This is a genomic window from Haploplasma axanthum (genome assembly GCF_900660745.1).
In the GTDB taxonomy this organism is placed as follows: domain Bacteria; phylum Bacillota_I; class Bacilli_A; order Acholeplasmatales; family Acholeplasmataceae; genus Haploplasma; species Haploplasma axanthum.
The window spans coordinates 428,982-447,924 of record NZ_LR215048.1; the positions used below are offsets into that span (position 1 = coordinate 428,982).

General features: G+C 27.8%; 18 protein-coding genes. 12 read left to right on the top strand and 6 right to left on the bottom strand.

What is annotated here, in order from left to right; all coding sequences use genetic code 11:
• The 5 genes from EXC62_RS02060 to EXC62_RS02080 all read left to right on the top strand — a co-directional run bounded on the left by EXC62_RS02060 (position 1) and on the right by EXC62_RS02080 (position 6,669).
• The gene (locus EXC62_RS02060) at positions 1 to 891 is read left to right on the top strand and encodes an ABC transporter permease (RefSeq protein WP_052589916.1); all 891 of its coding nucleotides are present in this window, start codon (positions 1 to 3) and stop codon (positions 889 to 891) included.
• 9 nt (positions 892 to 900) lie between these two features.
• Positions 901 to 2,304: an ATP-binding cassette domain-containing protein gene (locus EXC62_RS09085; protein WP_026390609.1), complete on the top strand. Its 1,404-nt coding sequence runs from the start codon at positions 901 to 903 to the stop codon at positions 2,302 to 2,304.
• 11 nt (positions 2,305 to 2,315) lie between these two features.
• A complete protein-coding gene (locus EXC62_RS02070; RefSeq protein ID WP_026390610.1) occupies positions 2,316 to 3,245 on the top strand; it encodes an ABC transporter ATP-binding protein in 930 nt (309 codons plus the stop codon).
• A gap of 236 nt (positions 3,246 to 3,481) precedes the next feature.
• Positions 3,482 to 5,653, top strand: coding sequence for an LTA synthase family protein (locus EXC62_RS02075; protein ID WP_026390611.1), 2,172 nt, complete (start codon positions 3,482 to 3,484; stop codon positions 5,651 to 5,653).
• A 65-nt stretch (positions 5,654 to 5,718) separates the two neighbouring features.
• The gene (locus tag EXC62_RS02080; RefSeq protein ID WP_162140225.1) at positions 5,719 to 6,669 is read left to right on the top strand and encodes an aminoglycoside phosphotransferase family protein; all 951 of its coding nucleotides are present in this window, start codon (positions 5,719 to 5,721) and stop codon (positions 6,667 to 6,669) included.
• 71 nt (positions 6,670 to 6,740) lie between these two features.
• On the opposite strand, the gene lysS is transcribed toward EXC62_RS02080, so the two are convergent.
• The 5 genes from lysS to tilS form a co-directional block, all read right to left on the bottom strand.
• Positions 6,741 to 8,225, bottom strand: a complete 1,485-nt coding sequence (gene lysS / locus EXC62_RS02085) for a lysine--tRNA ligase (RefSeq protein ID WP_026390613.1) — start codon at positions 8,223 to 8,225, stop codon at positions 6,741 to 6,743.
• A gap of 86 nt (positions 8,226 to 8,311) precedes the next feature.
• Positions 8,312 to 8,554, bottom strand: a complete 243-nt coding sequence (locus EXC62_RS02090) for a S4 domain-containing protein (protein ID WP_035375757.1) — start codon at positions 8,552 to 8,554, stop codon at positions 8,312 to 8,314.
• Positions 8,554 to 10,500, bottom strand: coding sequence for an ATP-dependent zinc metalloprotease FtsH (gene ftsH / locus EXC62_RS02095; protein WP_084156678.1), 1,947 nt, complete (start codon positions 10,498 to 10,500; stop codon positions 8,554 to 8,556). Before ftsH ends, EXC62_RS02090 begins: the two co-directional genes overlap by 1 nt.
• A gap of 11 nt (positions 10,501 to 10,511) precedes the next feature.
• Entirely contained in the window at positions 10,512 to 11,045 is a 534-nt protein-coding gene (gene hpt / locus EXC62_RS02100) for a hypoxanthine phosphoribosyltransferase (protein ID WP_026390614.1), read from the bottom strand.
• Positions 11,029 to 12,321 (bottom strand): tRNA lysidine(34) synthetase TilS, encoded by a 1,293-nt coding sequence (gene tilS / locus EXC62_RS02105; protein WP_162140226.1) that lies wholly within the window; start codon positions 12,319 to 12,321, stop codon positions 11,029 to 11,031. Before tilS ends, hpt begins: the two co-directional genes overlap by 17 nt.
• A 105-nt stretch (positions 12,322 to 12,426) precedes the next feature.
• Between tilS and EXC62_RS02110 the strand changes: the two genes are divergently transcribed.
• Positions 12,427 to 12,984, top strand: a complete 558-nt coding sequence (locus tag EXC62_RS02110) for a Maf family protein (protein ID WP_035375754.1) — start codon at positions 12,427 to 12,429, stop codon at positions 12,982 to 12,984.
• A 74-nt stretch (positions 12,985 to 13,058) separates the two neighbouring features.
• Positions 13,059 to 13,493 carry a GNAT family N-acetyltransferase gene (locus EXC62_RS02115; protein ID WP_026390616.1) on the top strand — a complete coding sequence of 145 codons (435 nt, stop codon included), beginning with the start codon at positions 13,059 to 13,061 and terminating at the stop codon, positions 13,491 to 13,493.
• A 7-nt stretch (positions 13,494 to 13,500) separates the two neighbouring features.
• On the opposite strand, the gene hslO is transcribed toward EXC62_RS02115, so the two are convergent.
• On the bottom strand, positions 13,501 to 14,370 hold the full coding sequence (gene hslO, locus EXC62_RS02120; RefSeq protein WP_026390617.1) for an Hsp33 family molecular chaperone HslO: 870 nt from the start codon (positions 14,368 to 14,370) through the stop codon (positions 13,501 to 13,503).
• Positions 14,371 to 14,436: 66 nt separating this feature from the next.
• Here hslO and dusB point away from each other — a divergent pair, with 66 nt between their 5' ends.
• From dusB to EXC62_RS02145, 5 genes are all read left to right on the top strand, one after another.
• The gene (gene dusB, locus EXC62_RS02125; protein WP_026390618.1) at positions 14,437 to 15,405 is read left to right on the top strand and encodes a tRNA dihydrouridine synthase DusB; all 969 of its coding nucleotides are present in this window, start codon (positions 14,437 to 14,439) and stop codon (positions 15,403 to 15,405) included.
• A gap of 83 nt (positions 15,406 to 15,488) precedes the next feature.
• A complete protein-coding gene (locus EXC62_RS02130; RefSeq protein WP_026390619.1) occupies positions 15,489 to 16,340 on the top strand; it encodes a DegV family protein in 852 nt (283 codons plus the stop codon).
• 20 nt (positions 16,341 to 16,360) lie between these two features.
• Positions 16,361 to 16,798: a MarR family winged helix-turn-helix transcriptional regulator gene (locus EXC62_RS02135; protein ID WP_026390620.1), complete on the top strand. Its 438-nt coding sequence runs from the start codon at positions 16,361 to 16,363 to the stop codon at positions 16,796 to 16,798.
• A gap of 188 nt (positions 16,799 to 16,986) precedes the next feature.
• Positions 16,987 to 17,790: an ROK family protein gene (locus EXC62_RS02140; protein WP_026390621.1), complete on the top strand. Its 804-nt coding sequence runs from the start codon at positions 16,987 to 16,989 to the stop codon at positions 17,788 to 17,790.
• On the top strand, positions 17,780 to 18,898 hold the full coding sequence (locus EXC62_RS02145; protein ID WP_026390622.1) for a hypothetical protein: 1,119 nt from the start codon (positions 17,780 to 17,782) through the stop codon (positions 18,896 to 18,898). The genes EXC62_RS02140 and EXC62_RS02145 overlap by 11 nt, the downstream gene beginning before the upstream one ends.
• Positions 18,899 to 18,943: the final 45 nt, after the last annotated feature.

Consider the following 18,943-nt stretch of genomic DNA (forward strand, 5'->3'; position numbering starts at 1 on the left):
ATGTTTAAATTTAAAAAAGAAAAAATTGATGAACTAGTCAATATTCCTCAAGGATCATTTAAAGATATTTGGTATTCTCTTAAAAGAAATAAAAGAGCTTTGTTTGGATTATTTTTTATAATCTTGTTAATATTTTTAGCAATTTTTGCAGACTTGATTGCACCATTTCCGATGAAAGAACAAAATCTAGCAAACACACTTCAACGACCAAATGGAACACATTTATTTGGAACTGATGATTTAGGTAGAGATGTCTTTAGTAGAATTATATATGGAACTAGAACCTCATTAACAATTGGGGTTGCATCAATAATTATTGCTTTATTATTTGGAGGTTTATTAGGAATTGTTGCTGGTTATTTCAAAGGTAGGGTTGATACAGTTATTATGAGAGTATGTGATGTTTTATTATCGATTCCATCAACTTTATTAGCAATTGCAATAGTTGCATCTTTGGGAAATGGAATTAATAATTTGATTCTTGCTATCTCAATTGCAAATATTCCGATTTTTGCTAGAATTATTCGATCAAGTGTTCTATCTGTTAATGAAAAACAATTTATTGAAGCATCAAATGCTCTTGGGGCTACAAACTTTAGAATCATTTTTAGGCACGTTGTTCCTAATGTAATATCACCAATCATTGTTCAATCAACTATGGGAGTTGCAACTGCGATACTATCAGCAGCTGGATTAGGATTTATTGGATTAGGAGTTGAACCTGCTGTAGCAGAATGGGGAACAATGCTTAATTTAGGTAAATCATATATTAGAACACACCAGTTTTTGACATTCTATCCAGGGATTATTATTATGTTAACAATCTTATCATTTAATATGCTTGGTGATGGTATTAGAGATGCTATTGATCCAAGAACAAGAGAAAAGTAGGTGTAATATATGAAAGAAAATAAAATATTATTAAATATAAAAAACTTACAAAAATATTTTCCTATAAAGAAGAAAAATATCTTTCAGAAGGAACAAGAATATGTTAAAGCCAATAAAAATATTAACCTAACTATATATGAAGGAGAAACGTTAGGAATTGTTGGTGAATCTGGGTATGGTAAGTCAACATTTGGAAGAACAATTATTCAACTTCAAAATCAAACTGGTGGTTCATCGTTATATTATGGTGATACAATCAGTAACTTCTTACCTAAATATGTTAAAAGAGTATATAAAAATATTCCTAAGGTTTCTAAAAACTATGATGTTGATGCTGCATTGATGCAAGATTTAAAATGTAAAATTAAAGATTGTCAAGATAAAGAATGTGTTGAAAAAGTTACAGAAGAATATCGATTAGAGAAGATTAAATTTCAAGATAAATACTATAATACTTTAAGGCTTATTGGTGGTCTTGCTGCCTATGATAGTCTTGAAGTTATTAAAGAGTTACTTTTAAAAAAATATCAATTAGAAAAGAAACTAAAAAAATATGAAAAAAAGAATAAAGAAAGATATGAGGAATTATTACTTTTAAAAAATGATAACGAAGAAGCAATTCAAAAAATAAAAAACGAATTAAAGAATGATGAAAGATTTATTAAGTATGAAGAATTCAGAGATGATGGAATTGATTTATCAGCTTTAACTTCAAAAGAAAAACGTAAAATAAGGAAAGAATTACAGATTATCTTTCAAGATCCTTATTCATCACTTGATCCTAAAACGAGAATTATTGATATTATAGGTGAAGGATTATTAATTCATAAAAAATTCAAAACTAAATATAGTGATGGATATAGAGAGTATGTATTAGAGATTATGGAAAAATGTGGATTAGATAAGGAATATGCAAATAGATATCCACATGAGTTTAGTGGTGGACAAAGACAAAGAGTTGGAATTGCAAGAGCATTAGCACTAAATCCATGTTTTGTGGTTTGTGATGAAGCGGTAAGTGCCTTAGATGTTTCAATTCAGTCACAAATAATTAATCTGTTACAAGAATTGAAAGATGAACATAATTTGACATACTTGTTTATTACACATGATTTAGGTGTTGTTAGATATATAAGTGATCGTATAGGTGTTATGTATTTTGGAAATCTAGTAGAACTTGCTCCTGCAGAAGAACTTTTTAGTAATCCTAAGCATCCTTATACAAAACAATTGTTAAATGCAATATTAACCCTTGAAGATGATGAGGTAAAAAAAGTGAATTTAGAAATAGATTATGATTCAAAAGACTATGAATTTAAATATCAGTTAACAGGTGAAGCAGATCCTGATTGGTATGAAGTAGAACCTAATCATTTTGTAGCTTGTAGGTTAAAAAACAAAGAGTTAGTGTAAGGAGGATTGAAATGAGTTTATTAGAAGTTACAAACTTACATACATATTTTAATACAAGGAGAGGTCTAATTAAGGCCGTTAACGGTGTTTCTTTTAAAATTGAAGAAGGGAAAACACTAGGAATTGTTGGTGAATCTGGTTCTGGTAAAAGTCAAACGGCAATGTCAATTTTGAAACTATTTCATAAAAATCAAAGAATCTATGAAGGTACAATAACTTTTGAGGGAAACGTGATATCGAATTATACTGAAAAAGAATTAGAGAAGATTAGAGGAAATGAAATTTCAATGATTTTTCAAGAGCCAATGAGTAGTTTGAATCCGGTTTTTACAGTTAAAAAACAAATAGCTGAAGTGTTGATCATTCATCAAAAAATGAAGAAGAATGATGCTGAAAAACGCGCTATTGAGATGTTAAGAGCTGTTAAAATTCAAAACCCAGAACATGTTGCAAAACTTTATCCACATCAATTATCTGGTGGAATGAGTCAAAGAGTTATGATTGCTATGACGCTTGCATGTAATCCTAAATTACTAATTGCAGATGAAGCAACAACTGCACTTGATGTTATTGTTCAAGCGGAAATTTTAAAATTAATGAATGATCTACAAAAAGAATTTAATACAGCAATATTATTCATAACTCATGATTTAGGAGTTGTTTCACAAATGGTTGATGATGTTATTGTTATGTATGGGGGAAGAGTAGTTGAAAGTGCACCGGTAAAAACGATATTTAAAAATGCTAAGCATCCATATACAAAAAGATTACTTGCAGCATTTTTAAAAACTGATATTAATCAAAAAAAGCGAAGCAAGAATCTAGATTTTTATGATGCGGAGAATGATTTTTACGACTTTAGAATGTTTAAAGAAGGCAAAGTTGATAATGACTTTTATGAAGTTGGAGAAAAACATTTTGTTTCTTGTACTTTGAAATAATAAAAAAATTTATTGATAGTAAAAGGGTAAGAACTTCTTTAGTTTTTACCTTTTTTTGTTACAACTTTAAATAATGAAATACGTTCTAAAATAATGATTTTTATAAATATATTATTATATATAATAAAAAACGTGAATAGTTATGAGCTTTTTAATGTGGATAATTATAGAATAATTGTATTTTTTAAGTTTTTTGTTATATAATAATAGGAGAAGTAGGAAAGGAGAGTGTAGAAGTGCAAGAAAAAGAAAGTAAAAAAACATATTATAAGTTTGTTATTGCTTTTATTGTGTTAAATGTACTAGCGACTTATATAGTTACTACTGAAGCATTGAATAGATATATAATTGCCTTTGATTATACTACAATGGGTGTTATTAACTCACTTATTGGTAACATAGCATTTTTACTGCTCGTTTTTTTCCTAATCACCTTAGTTGTTAAAAAACCTAAATCAAGAATGTTTGTGATGTTATCATTAACGTTTGCTTTGAATACTAGTTTATTTGCAATTAATGTTTATAACAGATATTATGGAACATCTTTTACATTTAAGGCATTATCGATTTTTAGAAATCCTTCAGAAGGATTTGGATTTACAATTATTTATGAAGCAATAAGAGAACTTGTTACATATTATCGTGTTATATTGTTCTTACCATTTGTTGTTTTAGCAATTATGTATTTCAAATCTAAGAAAAAAGGAATTAAAGAATTAGAAATTAAGAAACCAACAATTAAATTGGCATTATCAAAATTTTTATTGGTTTCAAGTTTAGTAGTTATTAATTTAGGAGTTTTTGGAACAACAATTCAAGGGAAAGAAATTATCGAATCTGCTAAACCTACATATGCAACCCAAAACTTAGGCTTGTATAATTATCTAGTTTTAGATTTAATGGGATTTGATTATGATACCGTTGAAGTTAATGAAGAAAACGTTAAAGATATCTTAGATAGATACAATAAAAATAAAGATGAATATACAAATATTATTGATGGGAAAAAATATAGTAAGAACGTTAAACTATCAGATGTTGAAAATATTAATGGACAACTTATTGATAATTTAAATCCAGAAGATTCAATCAATGGTATTTTAAAAGATTATAATTTAGTTTTAGTTCACTTAGAAACATTTAATCATTTCTTGCTTGAAATGCCTAAAGTTAATAAGTACTTATATAATTTAAAAGCTTTATTAGAAGAATCATACGTATTTAATAACTTCCATACTAACGTTGGATTAGGAACAAGCTTTGATGCTGAACTTGCAGTTTTAACAGGTTTATTACCTAATGGTACATCAACATTATCTTGGGACTTCGATAAAACAATTCCTGAAAAGAATTTTGATTTTCAATCAGTACCTAAAATGTTTAATGAATTAGGATATAAAACAAATTCATTCCATGGTAATAGCGAACAATTCTATAATCGAATTGAAGCTCATCCTAATTTATTTGGATTTAATAAATTTAATGGTCGAGATACAATTCTTAAAGATTTAGGATATGAAGATTCTTTAGAAGGACTATTAGATTTAAAAGAAAAATATGGACATGATGCAGGAATGTGGATTAGTGATCGTGCAACATTTAAGTATTTTAATGATAAGATTAATTATGAATATGAAATGAATGAAAAATTCATGTCATTTGTAATAACAATGCTACCTCATACTCCATTTTACTATGATCCATATTATCCAAATCCGTTGGAAACTGATCTATATGATCAAGAGTTTATTAAGAGTATAGATATTGTTACCCTTAAGTATTTAAACTACATGAAATATTATAATGAAATGTTTAAGTATATGTTTGAAGATGTTAATGGATATGGAACTGATTATGAATATTCAGAGGATAATTTATATAAACGTAAAAAAATTGCTTATGTATTCTATGGGGACCATGGATCAGCATTAAAAGCTAATGACATAAATACATTATTTAATAATGAGTTGAGTTCATTAGAAATCCGCCAAAAGTTGTTACAAACAATGTCGTTTATATATGTTCCTGGTGAAAATACTGTTACTAAAGAAATTGATGGACATACTATAACATATCGTGAAGGACTTCTAAAGGGTGAACAAAATTTAGTTAGAGGACAAACAGACTTATATCGTACAATCGTTGATTTGTTTGGATTGCCAATTAAAGATAGTGATTATTTATTTGGAGTCCATGGAATGAGTACTGAACCTACATATTCAATTGATAATAAAACATTGGATATTGTTACTGATGAATTCTTTGGAACTGTAAGAAATAGTAATAGTTATATTATTTTTAATAATATTACTTTAGAAGAAATTGAAAGAATTAAACTTGCAATTATTAAACTTAAAAAGAATAGTGATATTGCAATGAATAATAATATGTATAAAAGTTTCAAATAATTAAAAGGCTATAAATTAAAAAATATAGCCTTTTTTTAAAGAAAAATTATAGAGGAGTATTTATTTTGAAAAGTAGAACAAAGTATTTATTAACAGATGATGAAATAAAAAAGATTTATAGTAAATATTCTAGTGAATCAATTGATAAAATCAATGTTTTATCTAATGGTGAATTTAATTCAGTTTATTTAATAGAATCAAATGATCAAAAATATGTTTTGAAAGTTGGAACTAATCTTTTAATTGATGTAATGCCTCATGAAAAGAATATGATAAGTAATGAAGTTTTTTGGTATAAAAAGATAAAAGAGCATACAAATATCAATATACCTGATATTTTGTATCATAATACAACAAAAGAGATTATTAATGCTGATTATTTTATCATGTCATATATCAATGGAAATGAACTTGATATAGATAAACTAGAAACAACTAATAAATTAAATGCAATTAATGAAAAAATGAAGATTATTGCGGATTTTCACAATATTAAATCTGATAAATTTGGATATATTACTGATAGACTATTTGAAAATTGGTATGATGCTATAAAAAATATGGTCACTAATATCAAAGATAAGAGCTTATCTTTAGGTAAAGATATTTTTAATTCAAATAGACTTTTAGATTTTATAGAGATAAATAAAGAGGTTTTAATAAATGTTCAAAGTAGTGCAGTTTTCTTTGATTTGTGGGATTCAAACATTCTTATAGATGATAATGATTATTATGTTATCGATCCTGAAAGATGTTTTTATGGTGATCCTATTTGTGACTTTGTTGCAACAGTATTTACACAAACGTTAGAAGAAGGTAGGGATTCTATTCTTTTATACAATCAATACAGTCAAAATAAAATAGAAATAAATAATGAAACTGAAATAAGATATAAAGTAGCATTGGGGTATTTAGCATTGATTATGGAAGTTGAAAAGTATCTTAGATATGAAGAAGATCATGAATTATATAAAAGAAATGATGGAATTTCAAAATGGTTATTTAGTTTGATTTGAAACAAGGAGTAATCCTTGTTTTTTTCTTTAAAAAAAGTGCTTTAGAATTTAATCTAAAACACTTATGTTTATTATCTATGTCTTGCGTGTGGGAATAAGATAACATCTCTAATATTTGGTGTGTTTGTTAATAACATAACTAGTCTATCAATACCAATTCCTAGTCCACCAGTTGGAGGCATACCATATTCTAAAGCTTCAACGAAATCAGTATCCATTTCGGTTGCTTCATCATTTCCTAAATCTTTTTCTTTTAATTGAGCTTCAAAACGTTCTCTTTGATCGATTGGATCATTAAGTTCGCTAAAAGCATTCGCAAATTCTGCTCCGACAATGAATAATTCAAATCTTTCAGTGAAGCGTGGATCATTTTCATCTTTTTTAGCTAAAGGGCTGATATCAGTTGGATGTCCAAAAATCATTGTTGGTTGAATTAGTGTTTCTTCAACATATTTTTCGAAGAATGCTTCGACAATATGACCATATTTGAAATGTTTTGGAACATCAATCTTATGTTCTTTAGCAAGTTTTTTTGCATCTTCTAATGAATAGTCATTGAAGAAGTTAATACCAGTTTTTTCATTTATAGCATCAACCATATGAATTCTTTGCCATGGTTTTTGCATATGAACTATTTGTTCTTTAAATGTTATATCATATGTACCTAAAACATTGAATGTAACTGTTGATAAACAATCTTCAATTAAATTCATCATACCTTTCATATCTGAATAAGCAAGATAAGCTTCAATTGTTGTAAATTCAGGATTATGTTTGTAACTAATTCCTTCGTTTCTAAATAAACGACCTATTTCATAAACTGCTTCAAGACCTCCAACGATTAAACGCTTTAAAGGTAACTCTGTCGCTATACGTAAGTAGAAGTCCATATCAAGTGTATTATGGTGCGTAACGAAAGGACGAGCAGCAGCACCACCAAGGATTGAGTGTAGTACAGGAGTTTCAACTTCAACAAATCCTTTAGAATCAAAATAATTTTGGATTGCTCTAATTATTCTTGGACGTAGTAATGCAATTCTTCTAGAATCTTCATTAACAATTAAATCTACATAACGACGACGTCTTGCTTCTTCAACATCTTGAAGTCCATGATATTTATCAGGTAGTGGGCGAAGAGCCTTTGTTAAGTGTGTAAATTTAGTTGCTTTAATTGTTAGTTCATCAGTTTTTGTTCTAAAAAGAACGCCATCAATACCAACAATATCTCCAAGATCTGCATGTTTATAAACATCATATTGTTCTTCCCCGATAGCATCCAATCTTACATATACTTGGATTTTTCCATCGCGGTCTTGAAGATGCATAAAACCAGCTTTACCTTGTCCACGTTTTAATACTATTCTTCCTGCAACAATTACAGGAACTTTCATTTCTTCTAATTGGTCATGATTGTATTTTGAATATTCACTTATTATATCAACAATTTTGTGAGTTCTATCAAAAGCCTTACCAAAAGGATTAATCCCTTTATCAGCTAATTCTTGGGCTTTTTGTCTACGAACTAATTGTTGTTCATTTAAATCTGTATCGTTCATTAAAATTCCTCCTTAAAACATTAGTTATTATATCATATTTTAATTAAAAAAATAAGATAAAGAAAAGACAAAGGCAAAAACCTTTGTCATAAATACTTTTCACTTATCAATTGGTACATTAATTCCTCTTTTTTAGAAGTTAAACTAGTAACTTTAACAATAATTTGTTTAGTTCCAAGGTTTAATGTAACAATATCATCAAGTTTTACTCTTGCAGATGGTTTTACTAATTTATCATTTATATATACTAATTCTTTAGTAGCAGCATCGTTAGCAATTTTTCTACGTTTTATTAATCTTGATGTTTTTAAAAATAAATCAATTCTCATTATTGTTCATCTTTTTTAATTTCTTCATTAACAGGTGTTACTGTTGCATCAATAATTGTTGTTTCAGTTTTATCATTTTCTTTTTCATACCATGATAGTTTACCTGTTGCAACTATTTCATCAATATCAGCTTTTGTTAATGTTTCAACTTTGATTAAGTAATCAGCAATAGTATCTAATAATTGTTTGTTTTCTTTTAGAATTGTTCTTGCTTCTTCAAGACAAGAAGTAATAATTTTTCTAACTTCATTATCAATTTCATGAGCTACTTGGTCTGAGAAATTCTTTTCGTTAAAGTAATCTCTTCCTAAGAACACATTTTGTCCACGGTTTTCATATTGGATTGGTCCTAAATCACTCATTCCATATTCTGTAACCATTGCTCTTGCTATTTTAGTCGCCATTTCAAAGTCATTATATGCACCAGTAGTGATTGAATTAAATTCAATTTCTTCAGCAACACGTCCACCAAGATAACCAGTGATTGTTTGAACTAATGAATCTTTCGTTTGTAAGAATGTTTCTTCAGCGGGCATCATTAAGTTATAACCACCAGCACGACCTCTAGGAATAATAGTTACTTTTTGAACAACGTTAGCATGTTCAAGTTTGATACCAATTACAGCATGTCCAGCTTCATGATAAGCAACAACACGTTTTTCACGTTCATTGTATTTACGACTTTTCTTAGCAGGTCCCATACGAACACGGTCCATTGCTTCATCTAAATCTTTTTCATGAATAACACGACGATTACCTCTTGCAGCAAGTAATGCAGCTTCATTAAGTAAGTTTTCAATATCTGCTCCTGAGAATCCTGGAATTCTTTGAGCTAATAATTTAAAGTTTACATCACTATCAATTTTTTTATTACGAGCGTGAATATGTAAAATTGCTTCACGTTCTCTAATATCAGGTAAATCAATAATTATTTGACGGTCAAAACGTCCTGGACGAAGAAGTGCAGGATCTAAAACGTCAGATCTATTTGTTGCAGCAATAATAATAATACCTTGGTTTGTTGAGAAACCATCCATTTCTACTAGTAATTGATTAAGTGTTTGTTCACGTTCATCGTGTCCCCCACCTAAACCAGCACCTCTTTGGCGTCCAACAGCATCGATTTCATCAATAAAGATAATACATGGTGAATTTTCTTTCGCTGTTTTAAATAAATCACGAACACGAGAAGCACCAACACCGACAAACATTTCCACGAAGTCAGAACCAGAAATTGAGAAGAATGGAACATCAGCTTCACCAGCAACGGCTCTTGCTAATAAAGTCTTACCAGTACCTGGAGGACCAACAAGAAGAACACCTTTTGGAATTCTAGCTCCAATTTCATTATATTTTTTAGGATTCTTTAAGAAGTCGACAACTTCTGCAAGTTCCTCTTTTTCTTCAATTGAACCAGCGACATCATTAAATGTAACTGATTTATTTCTTGAAAGTTTTGCTCTATTTTTACCAAAGTCAAATGCTTTGTTATTACTATTAGAAGCATTTCTAAATATGAATATAAAGAATATAACTGCTAAGATTAATGGTAATATGCTAAAGAATATTGACCAAAAGTTTATTCCTGATGGAATATGGACAATACCATTAGTATCCATAATAACTAAAAGATCTTTTGCATCTTCATAAGCAATTGTTGCAGTATAATTAAAAGTTTGTAAATTATTTGCAGTCTTATACGTTTCAGTTACTCTACCAGTAATGATATAAAAGTTTGTATCATTACTTTTTGTCATTTCATATGTTTCAATTCCACCAGTAGTTACTGCTTCAGTAAGCTCATTATGTGTTAAAGCCACTGGTTTGTTAAGTGTATTTCTTACGAAATAGAAAACACCGAAAATTATTAAAATGGAAATAATAATCACTAAATAGTCAGGTCTTCTTTTTGTTACTGGTTTTTTAGTTTGATTATTCAACGCCATCACTCTCCTTCTTATTTATCATAAAATTCTTTTTTTAATACACCAATATATGGTAAATTTCTATATTTTTGTTGGAAATCAAGTCCATAACCTAAAACGAATTTATTTGGAATAGTAAACCCAACATATTCAGCTTTTAAGTTGTTATTATCTTTTTTATCAAGTAGTGAAACTACTTTGATTGATTTAGCACCACGAGTTTCAAATAGTTTTTTAACTGCTTTAATTGTTTGACCGGTATCAATGATATCTTCAACAAGCAAGATATCGCGATCTTTAATTGGTACTTCTAAATCATACTTAATTTGTATCTCATTAGAAGAAGCAGTACCACCATGATAACTACTCACAATCATATATTGAACTTCCAACGGTAATTCAATATGTTTTGCTAAATCAGATAGAAATGGTATGCACCCTTTTAAAAGTCCAACTAAAACTAAATCTTTATTTTCATAATCTTTAGTTATTTCACTACCTAATCTTTTACACGCTTCAGCAATTTGTTTCTCACTTACTAATATTTCTTCAATAACGTTGTTCATTTTTACCTTTCTCCCATAAAAATTGTAGTTGTTTTTCTGAACCTAGAGTTTCATTAATATAGATATTAGAAACCCATAAAATAATATCATTGCTATCAGTGATTAACCAAAGTTTATCTCGTTCATATTTTGGAAGTTTTAAGTCTATAAGATAGTCTTTCAACTTTTTTCTTCCATATTTAAACGAAAGAGTATCGCCTGGTTTTCGAGTTCTCGCACGCAATGGCAATGATAATTTATTATAACATATTTTTACTGTTTCATTATCTATATTACTAGGATTATTAAAAAATGTGATTTTTTCCATATTTGGCAAAATATTTAAAGAATCATTTAATGTAATGTCAAAAACATTCTTAGTTTGATTTTTTTTAATAAAAGCTTCGTTATAAGCCTTTATAAAAGTATATTTATTCTCTAAAGTGTATTCTTGATTTGGAGAATCATTTAGTAACATACATCTAATTTTATCGATTGTTTCGAATGTCGTTTCAAGATTATCTTGTTCAAATAGGATAGCAATCATTTCTTTTTGAATAACTACATCTAATTTTTTAAAATTTTCGATATTAATGGAGTTATTATGAAGTTCTTTTAAAGCTTGATTTTTTATGTATGATGCTGCATCTTTTAGTTGAGTATGAAAGTTATAAACTTTTTTTAAAAACTGTTGATTTTCCTGTTTCAAAATTGGAATTACAGTATGACGATATCTATTTCTCAAATAGTTATCAGAGTAATTTGATTCGTCAGTAAAATAAGGAATTTTATGTAATAGTGCATAGTCAATAATTGTCTTTTTATCAATATTTAGTAAAGGTCTAATATAAGTTATTTCGTCTTTAACGTAAAGTGGCTGAATACCTGAGTAACCATATAGATTGCTACCTCTAGTCATTTTGATTAAAATTGTTTCAGCTAAATCATCTAAGTGATGTGCTGTAGCAATGTAACTAGTTTTATATTTTTTAGCAATCATTCTTAATTTTTCATAGCGTAAGTCCCTTGCCTCACTTTGAAAATTGCCTTCATTAATGTTAATGCTGAAAATATGATAAATAAGATTGTTGTTTTTAGAGAAATTGATAATTAGATCTTGATCACGTTCATTTGTTTTTCTAGTATTATGGTTAAAATGAACTACAATTGGTTTGTATTTTTCAGTAATTAAAATATTCAATAATACCATTGAGTCAATTCCGCCACTAACTGCTACGATGATTGGAATCTTTTTATCAATCTTAAAGGATGATAATAGATTAGTAATATTTAACATAGAAAAGCCTCCTATTCATACTAATTATAACATAAAAGATATTTGACATTAATAGTAAAAAGTACTACAATCAAAGGGAAGAAAACCAAAAAGGGGAAATGATTAATGATAATACTTGCTAGTAATTCAGTTAGAAGAATTGAACTTTTGAAAGATGCCGGTGTTGATTTTAAAGTTATTCCAAGTAATGTGGTCGAAGTAATTGATGAAAAGTTAAAACCAGAAGATAATGCCATGAACTTAGCATTTTTAAAGGCGAATGATGTTTTTAACAGAAATCCTGGTGATTTAGTTATAGCAGCTGATACAATAGTTACATTGAATAATAGAATTTTTGGTAAACCAAAGGATGAAGAAGAAGCATTTGAGATGTTAAAGACATTGTCAAATAAAAGACATGAAGTAATCACTGGTGTTGCTATTTTATATAGAGATCGAAAAGATGTTTTTTATTCAAAATCAACTGTTAAATTTAAAGATTTAACGGATGAACAAATTAATGATTATATTGCTACTAAAGAACCATTTGGTAAAGCAGGAGCATATGCTATTCAAGGAATTGGAAAGAGCATTGTAGATACATTTGAAGGTGACTTTTTTACAATAGTAGGATTGCCACTTAAAGATGTTTTAAAGCGAATAAAAGAAATTGAGGCCATTTAAATAATGGTTCTTTTTTTGTGTTTTTAAAAAAATATGTTAGAATAAGAAGCAATTAAAAAAATATGAGGTAATTTATGATAAGAAAAATGAATAAAAAAGATATTCCAAATATTTTGAATTTATGGTTAGAAACAAACCTTGAAGCACATAGTTTTATTGATAATGCGTATTTTGTTAGCAATGTTAATAATGTTAAAGAAGAATTATCAGATGCAATAGTCTATGTCTATGAAGAAAATGAAGAAATTATTGGATTTATTGGTTTAGAAGATAATTACATCGCTGGAATATTTATTGATAGTAAGTATCAAGGAAAGGGAATTGGTAATGAACTTTTATCAAAAGTTAAAGAAATTGATGAAAATTTAACTTTAAAAGTTTATGCTAAAAATGAAAAAGCCCTTAATTTTTATAAGAAACAAGGTTTTATTATTGTTCATGAAGTATTAGATGAAGTTAATAATGAAAAAGAACTAGTAATGGTTTATACAACAAAAAAACAGGCTTAGACCTGTTTTATTTTTGATTTTCTCTAATTTTTAATAAATCATTTTTATCAAAATGATATTTTTTCTTACAAAAGTGACAAACAACTTCAATTCCATTATCTTCAATTAGTTCATTCATTGTAGCATTATCAAGTGCTGATAGTGAACGAGCAAAACCATCTTTCGAACAATGACATTTATAATGTAAATCTTTAATGTCTAAAACTTTTTCAGTTTTATTAGCAATTGCTGAAACTAGTGATTCTAAAGACTTTTGTTCATCAAACCATCTACTTACTGGACCAATATCATAAATAGTTCTTTCTAATTGACTAATTGTTTCATCTGATGCACCTGGCATTACTTGAACAATAAATCCACCAGCTGATCTAACTGTTTGATCATTTTCAACTAAAACACCAAGTGAAACAGCAGTAGGTGTTTGTTCACTAACAACGAAGTAATTTGCAAAGTCTTCGGCAATTTCACCAGTTTTTAATTCTGATGAAGATGTAAACATACTTCTCATGTTTAAGTCTTTTGTAACGTGTAAGAATCCATTACCGACTGCGGCACCAACATCAAGTTTTCCTTTTACTTCACTTCTAATATAAACATGAGGGTTAATAATATCTCCTCTAACTTCACCATTTCCACATGTGTCAACTAGCATTGTTCCGATTGGACCATTGCCTTTTATTTGTAATGTTAATTTTTCTTCATCTTTATACATAAGTCCCATCATTGCAGAAACTGTTAAAAAACGTCCAAAAGCTGCGGTAGCAGTTGGCCATGTATCATGTATTACTCTTGCCTCATTGACAAGATTTGTTGTTTTTGATGCATATATTCTAATTTCACTGTTATATGCGGTTGCTATAATTGCGTAATCTTTCATTATTCCACCTCATCATTTATTTTAACATGAATGAAAAGATATGATACAATAAATGCGGTGATAAATATGTCTTTTAAGATTAAGAATATAGAAATAAATAATAAAGTAATTCTCGCACCTATGGCTGGTGTGTCAAATAGTCCTTTTAGAAAACTAGCAAGAAAATATGGAGCAGGTTTAGTTTATGCTGAAATGGTTTCGGATAAAGGGTTAATAAATGCGAATGATAAAACTAAAAAAATGCTTTACATGGAAGATTTTGAAAAACCAATGATTCAACAAGTTTTTGGTTCTGATATTGAATCAATGGTTGAAGCAGCTAAATTTATTGACGAAAATAGTAATTGTGATGCTATAGATATTAATATGGGATGTCCAGTTCCTAAAGTTGCTATAAAAGCGCAAGCAGGTTCATCTTTAATGAAAGATCCAGCTAAAATTTATGAATTAGTAAAAGCAGTAAAAGAAGCTGTTAATAAACCAATAACTGTAAAAATTAGAAGTGGTTGGGATTCTGATAGTGTTAATGCTGTTGAGGTTGCTAAAAAAATTGAAGAAGCTGGTGCATCAGCAATTACAGTTCATGCGAGAACTCGTGCTCAAGGTTATTCTGGTGAACCAGATTTAGATGTTATAAAAGCAGTAAAAGAAGCTGTTAGTATTCCTGTTATAGGAAATGGAAATATTGTTGATGGAATTAGTGCAAAAAAAATGCTTGAATATACTAAATGTGATGCTGTTATGATTGGAAGAGCAGCACTTGGTAATCCATGGGTTTTCAGAGAAATTGATGCATTTTTAAATGGTGAAGAAATTCCACCTCGACCAACTAATAAGGAAATTTTTGATTTAATAATGACTCATATGGAAGAACTTATAAAGTTTAAAGGTGAAAAACTTGGTATCTTAGAAATGAGAGGTCATTCTCCTTGGTATTTAAAAGGCATTCCAAATGCTAGTGAAGTCCGTAAAAATCTTACAAAATGTAATTCTAAAGATGAAATGGAAGCTGTTTTAAGAGACTTTCTTCTATAAAGGAATAAAAATACTTTGAATTTAAAACTATTTATGATATCATATTACTAATACTTTGAATATCAAACAAAAAGGAGAGTATTATGAAACAAAAAATAGGTATAGTTGTCTGTGGAAATTCTGGTATTGATTATTTAGATATTGATTTCCCAATTGAAGTAATAAGAGCTACATTAGTAATTGATAAAAAAGAATATGAAGATTTTGTCGATATTACAGCAGAGAAATTTTATGATATAGTTGTTAAGAATCCAAATATAGATTTGTCGACATCACAAACATCAACAGGTAGAATAGCAGATGTTTATGAAAAATTAAAAAATGAAGGGTATACAGATGTTATCGTTGTTACAGTATCATCAAAATTATCTGGAACATTCCAAGGTGCAGTACTAGCAAAAGAACTGGTTGAAGGAATAAATATTTATCCTATTGATTCAAGAAGTGTTTCTCAAGGTGAAGTTTATTTAGTTTTAGAAGCTATTAAAATGATCAAAGAAGGTAAAGAAGTTAAAACAATCATTGATAAATTAGAAAAAATGAGAGATAATATAAGTGTCTACGTTTTAGTTGATACGCTTAAGTACTTGGTTAAGAATGGAAGATTATCTGCAACAAGTGGTTTTTTAGGAACATTGTTAAAGATTAAGCCACTTTTAAAAATCCAAAAAGATGGAAGTTTAGTTCCACATGAAAAAATAAGAACGACTAAGAAAGCTAGAGAAAGATTGATCGAAATTATTAAAGATGAAATTAAAGGTAAAAATATTGGTTTATTTATTGTTCATACGAACAATAGAGATGAGGCATTATCTTTAAAAGAAGATTTCTTGAAATTAAATTCGAAACTAGAAATTGATGTAGTTCCACTTACACCTGTTGTTGGTGTACATGCAGGACCAGGAACTTTAGCAGTTGGATATATTATAAGATAAAAAATTGGGAGGAAATCTACATGGGAAAAGCTAAGAATTTAGTGAATGAGTTATTGGTTGAAGTTTTTAATCAAATATTAACAATTGAGGAAAAAATTCTTAAGAAAAAAGGTGTAGAACTCTCAATGACTGAAATACATGTATTAGAAGCGATAAGAAATGTTGAACCACCAACAATGAGTAACGTTGCTAATAGACTTAGAGTTACTGTTGGTACTTTAACAACATCAATTCATACATTAGTAAAAAAGAATTATGTTATTAGAAAACGTGATGAGTATGATAAAAGAATAGTTTTATTAGAACTTACAGATGAGGCAATTGATGTTCTGAAAATTCATGATAATTTTCACGATGAGATGATCGATTCGGTTTTTAAAGAACTGAAATTAGATGAAGATGAAGTTTTAATAAAATCTCTTGAAAGAGTTAGTGAGTACTTTAAAACGAAATATTAAGAATAATAGAAACAATCGAAAGATTGTTTTTTTGTTTCAAAAAAACGATTTTTCTAATTTAAAAAGACAAATAAAAATAGTTTTAGTAAAACTGTGTAAAAACACCCCACAATAATGATTAATTAAGAGTAAATGAGATTAATCAAGATATAATTTTTCTTGTATCAAAATAAAGGGGGAGTTAATTTATGAAAACAAATATTGTTTTTGTAAGAATAAATAATGATGTTTGTAATGTTGAAATTGTCAGTAAATTAAAAATATTTAATGTAACAAAAAGATATAAATGTTCATATCATGATTTTATCGCAAACAAAGATTTATTTATTAAATGTGATAAAGTTGTTCTGTTTTATGAAAAAAAACAAAGTGAGTATATAAAACAGATTGAAACTGAACTAAAAAAGATAATGAAAGTTCTCGTAGTTTCTAGTGTAGATCTTAAAAAACTTGATGAAATAGTTGTCTATTATGAATATGATAAAGATGTTAGTGGAAAAATAATAATTGGAAATAAAGTGTTTGAAGGTGGAAATGGATTTGCAGGTAGTTTTGGAAATTTAAAAGTTATTGATGAAACTGGGTTTAACAAAAGTTGTATGCTTAGTGATTTTACAAGTGTTTTTAGTTTGAAGAGGCTGATTGAAAAATATTCATACTTATATAAAAATGAATTTTTTAATAATAAAGAAATTAGTATTAAACAAATATATGAAAACTATAAGAAAAACGATCTTTTAGCAAAAAAAGTTCTTGATATTCTTTTAGAAGTAATTGCAGAAAGTCTTGAAAATCTTATCCATATAATTGATCCTAATTTGATTATCCTAAATTTTAATTTGGGAAAATATGAAAAAGAGTTTATCGGAAAAATAAAAGAAAAATTATATAAAAATACATTTCAAATGTTTAAAGCGCGTATCGAAAGATTTGATAGTACTAATAAAAACTATCTTCTTAAAATTGTATGTGGTAGTATCTATGAAAATTAAATTAGAACAAATGGAACAAATTAACCTAACTATCGATGAATATATTGATGATTTTATAAGAATCGAAGGAAATTATAACGGATACTTTACTGAAAGATATTTGATTGTTAATTATATTGTAATTGTTTGTGAGGAATTTAGACGATTACTTAATGAAAAAAAGCATTTAGAAATTGAAGAGTATGTCCATAAGTATATTGAAGATTTGACGCTAATATCAGAGAATAAAAAAAGGTTGAAAAATTATGTGATAGTAGTTAAAAATGGAATAAAAATAATGCACTTGAATATGAAAGAAAGAATATTAGAAAAATGTAGCTGCGAAATAAAATCAAGAAGATTTGAATTCATTAATAATAATAGTGAAAATGAATACGGAACTTTGACAATGTATATTGATTTAAGGGAGTTCTATAAAGAAAGTGATTATTTCCCTACAATTGATTTTATATTTGAAAATATTAAAAATAGAATTATTGGAGTTAGAAAAATATACATAGTTTTACCGATTTTTTTAACGACCAAATCACTAATTTTTGATAGTATGAATCACGGGTATCACAAAGTATATTATGAGTACGAAAGGTATTATCAAAAACTATTTGATAGGTTATCAAAGCTGGATGTTGAAACTTATTTTATTATATCGAATTTTATGCGATATAAAGATTTTAAAATGTGGAGTTCAAGTATTAAAAAACAATTCTTGAAAGATCAAATAAAGATTGGAATAATGATAGAAGATTATGATGTTGTCTATGATTTTGAAGATGATAATATTGATTTATACATTATTGATTATGATTCGGTCCTTGAAGATTTTTCCGATAAGAAATGTATTAGTTATCAAGAGTTTAAAGAAAATTTTGAAAATCTATATCGTGATGTCCATTTATACGTTAAAGAGAAAAAAAGATGTTTAGTGGTGAAAACTACTGAGTTAAATAACGAAAAAATTATCGAAAAACTATTCATCATGGGGTTTAAAAGTTTTATTTATGATAATAAAAATAATCAGTATATTATTAATTCTATTAATAATTATATGAGTAGAAGAGGTAAATATAGTACAAAAACAATAAAAGAAAAAGAAGGGCTTGCAATCTAATGGCGCATAGTATATAATAATAAGGCTTATGTCTAAGCAGGCTAA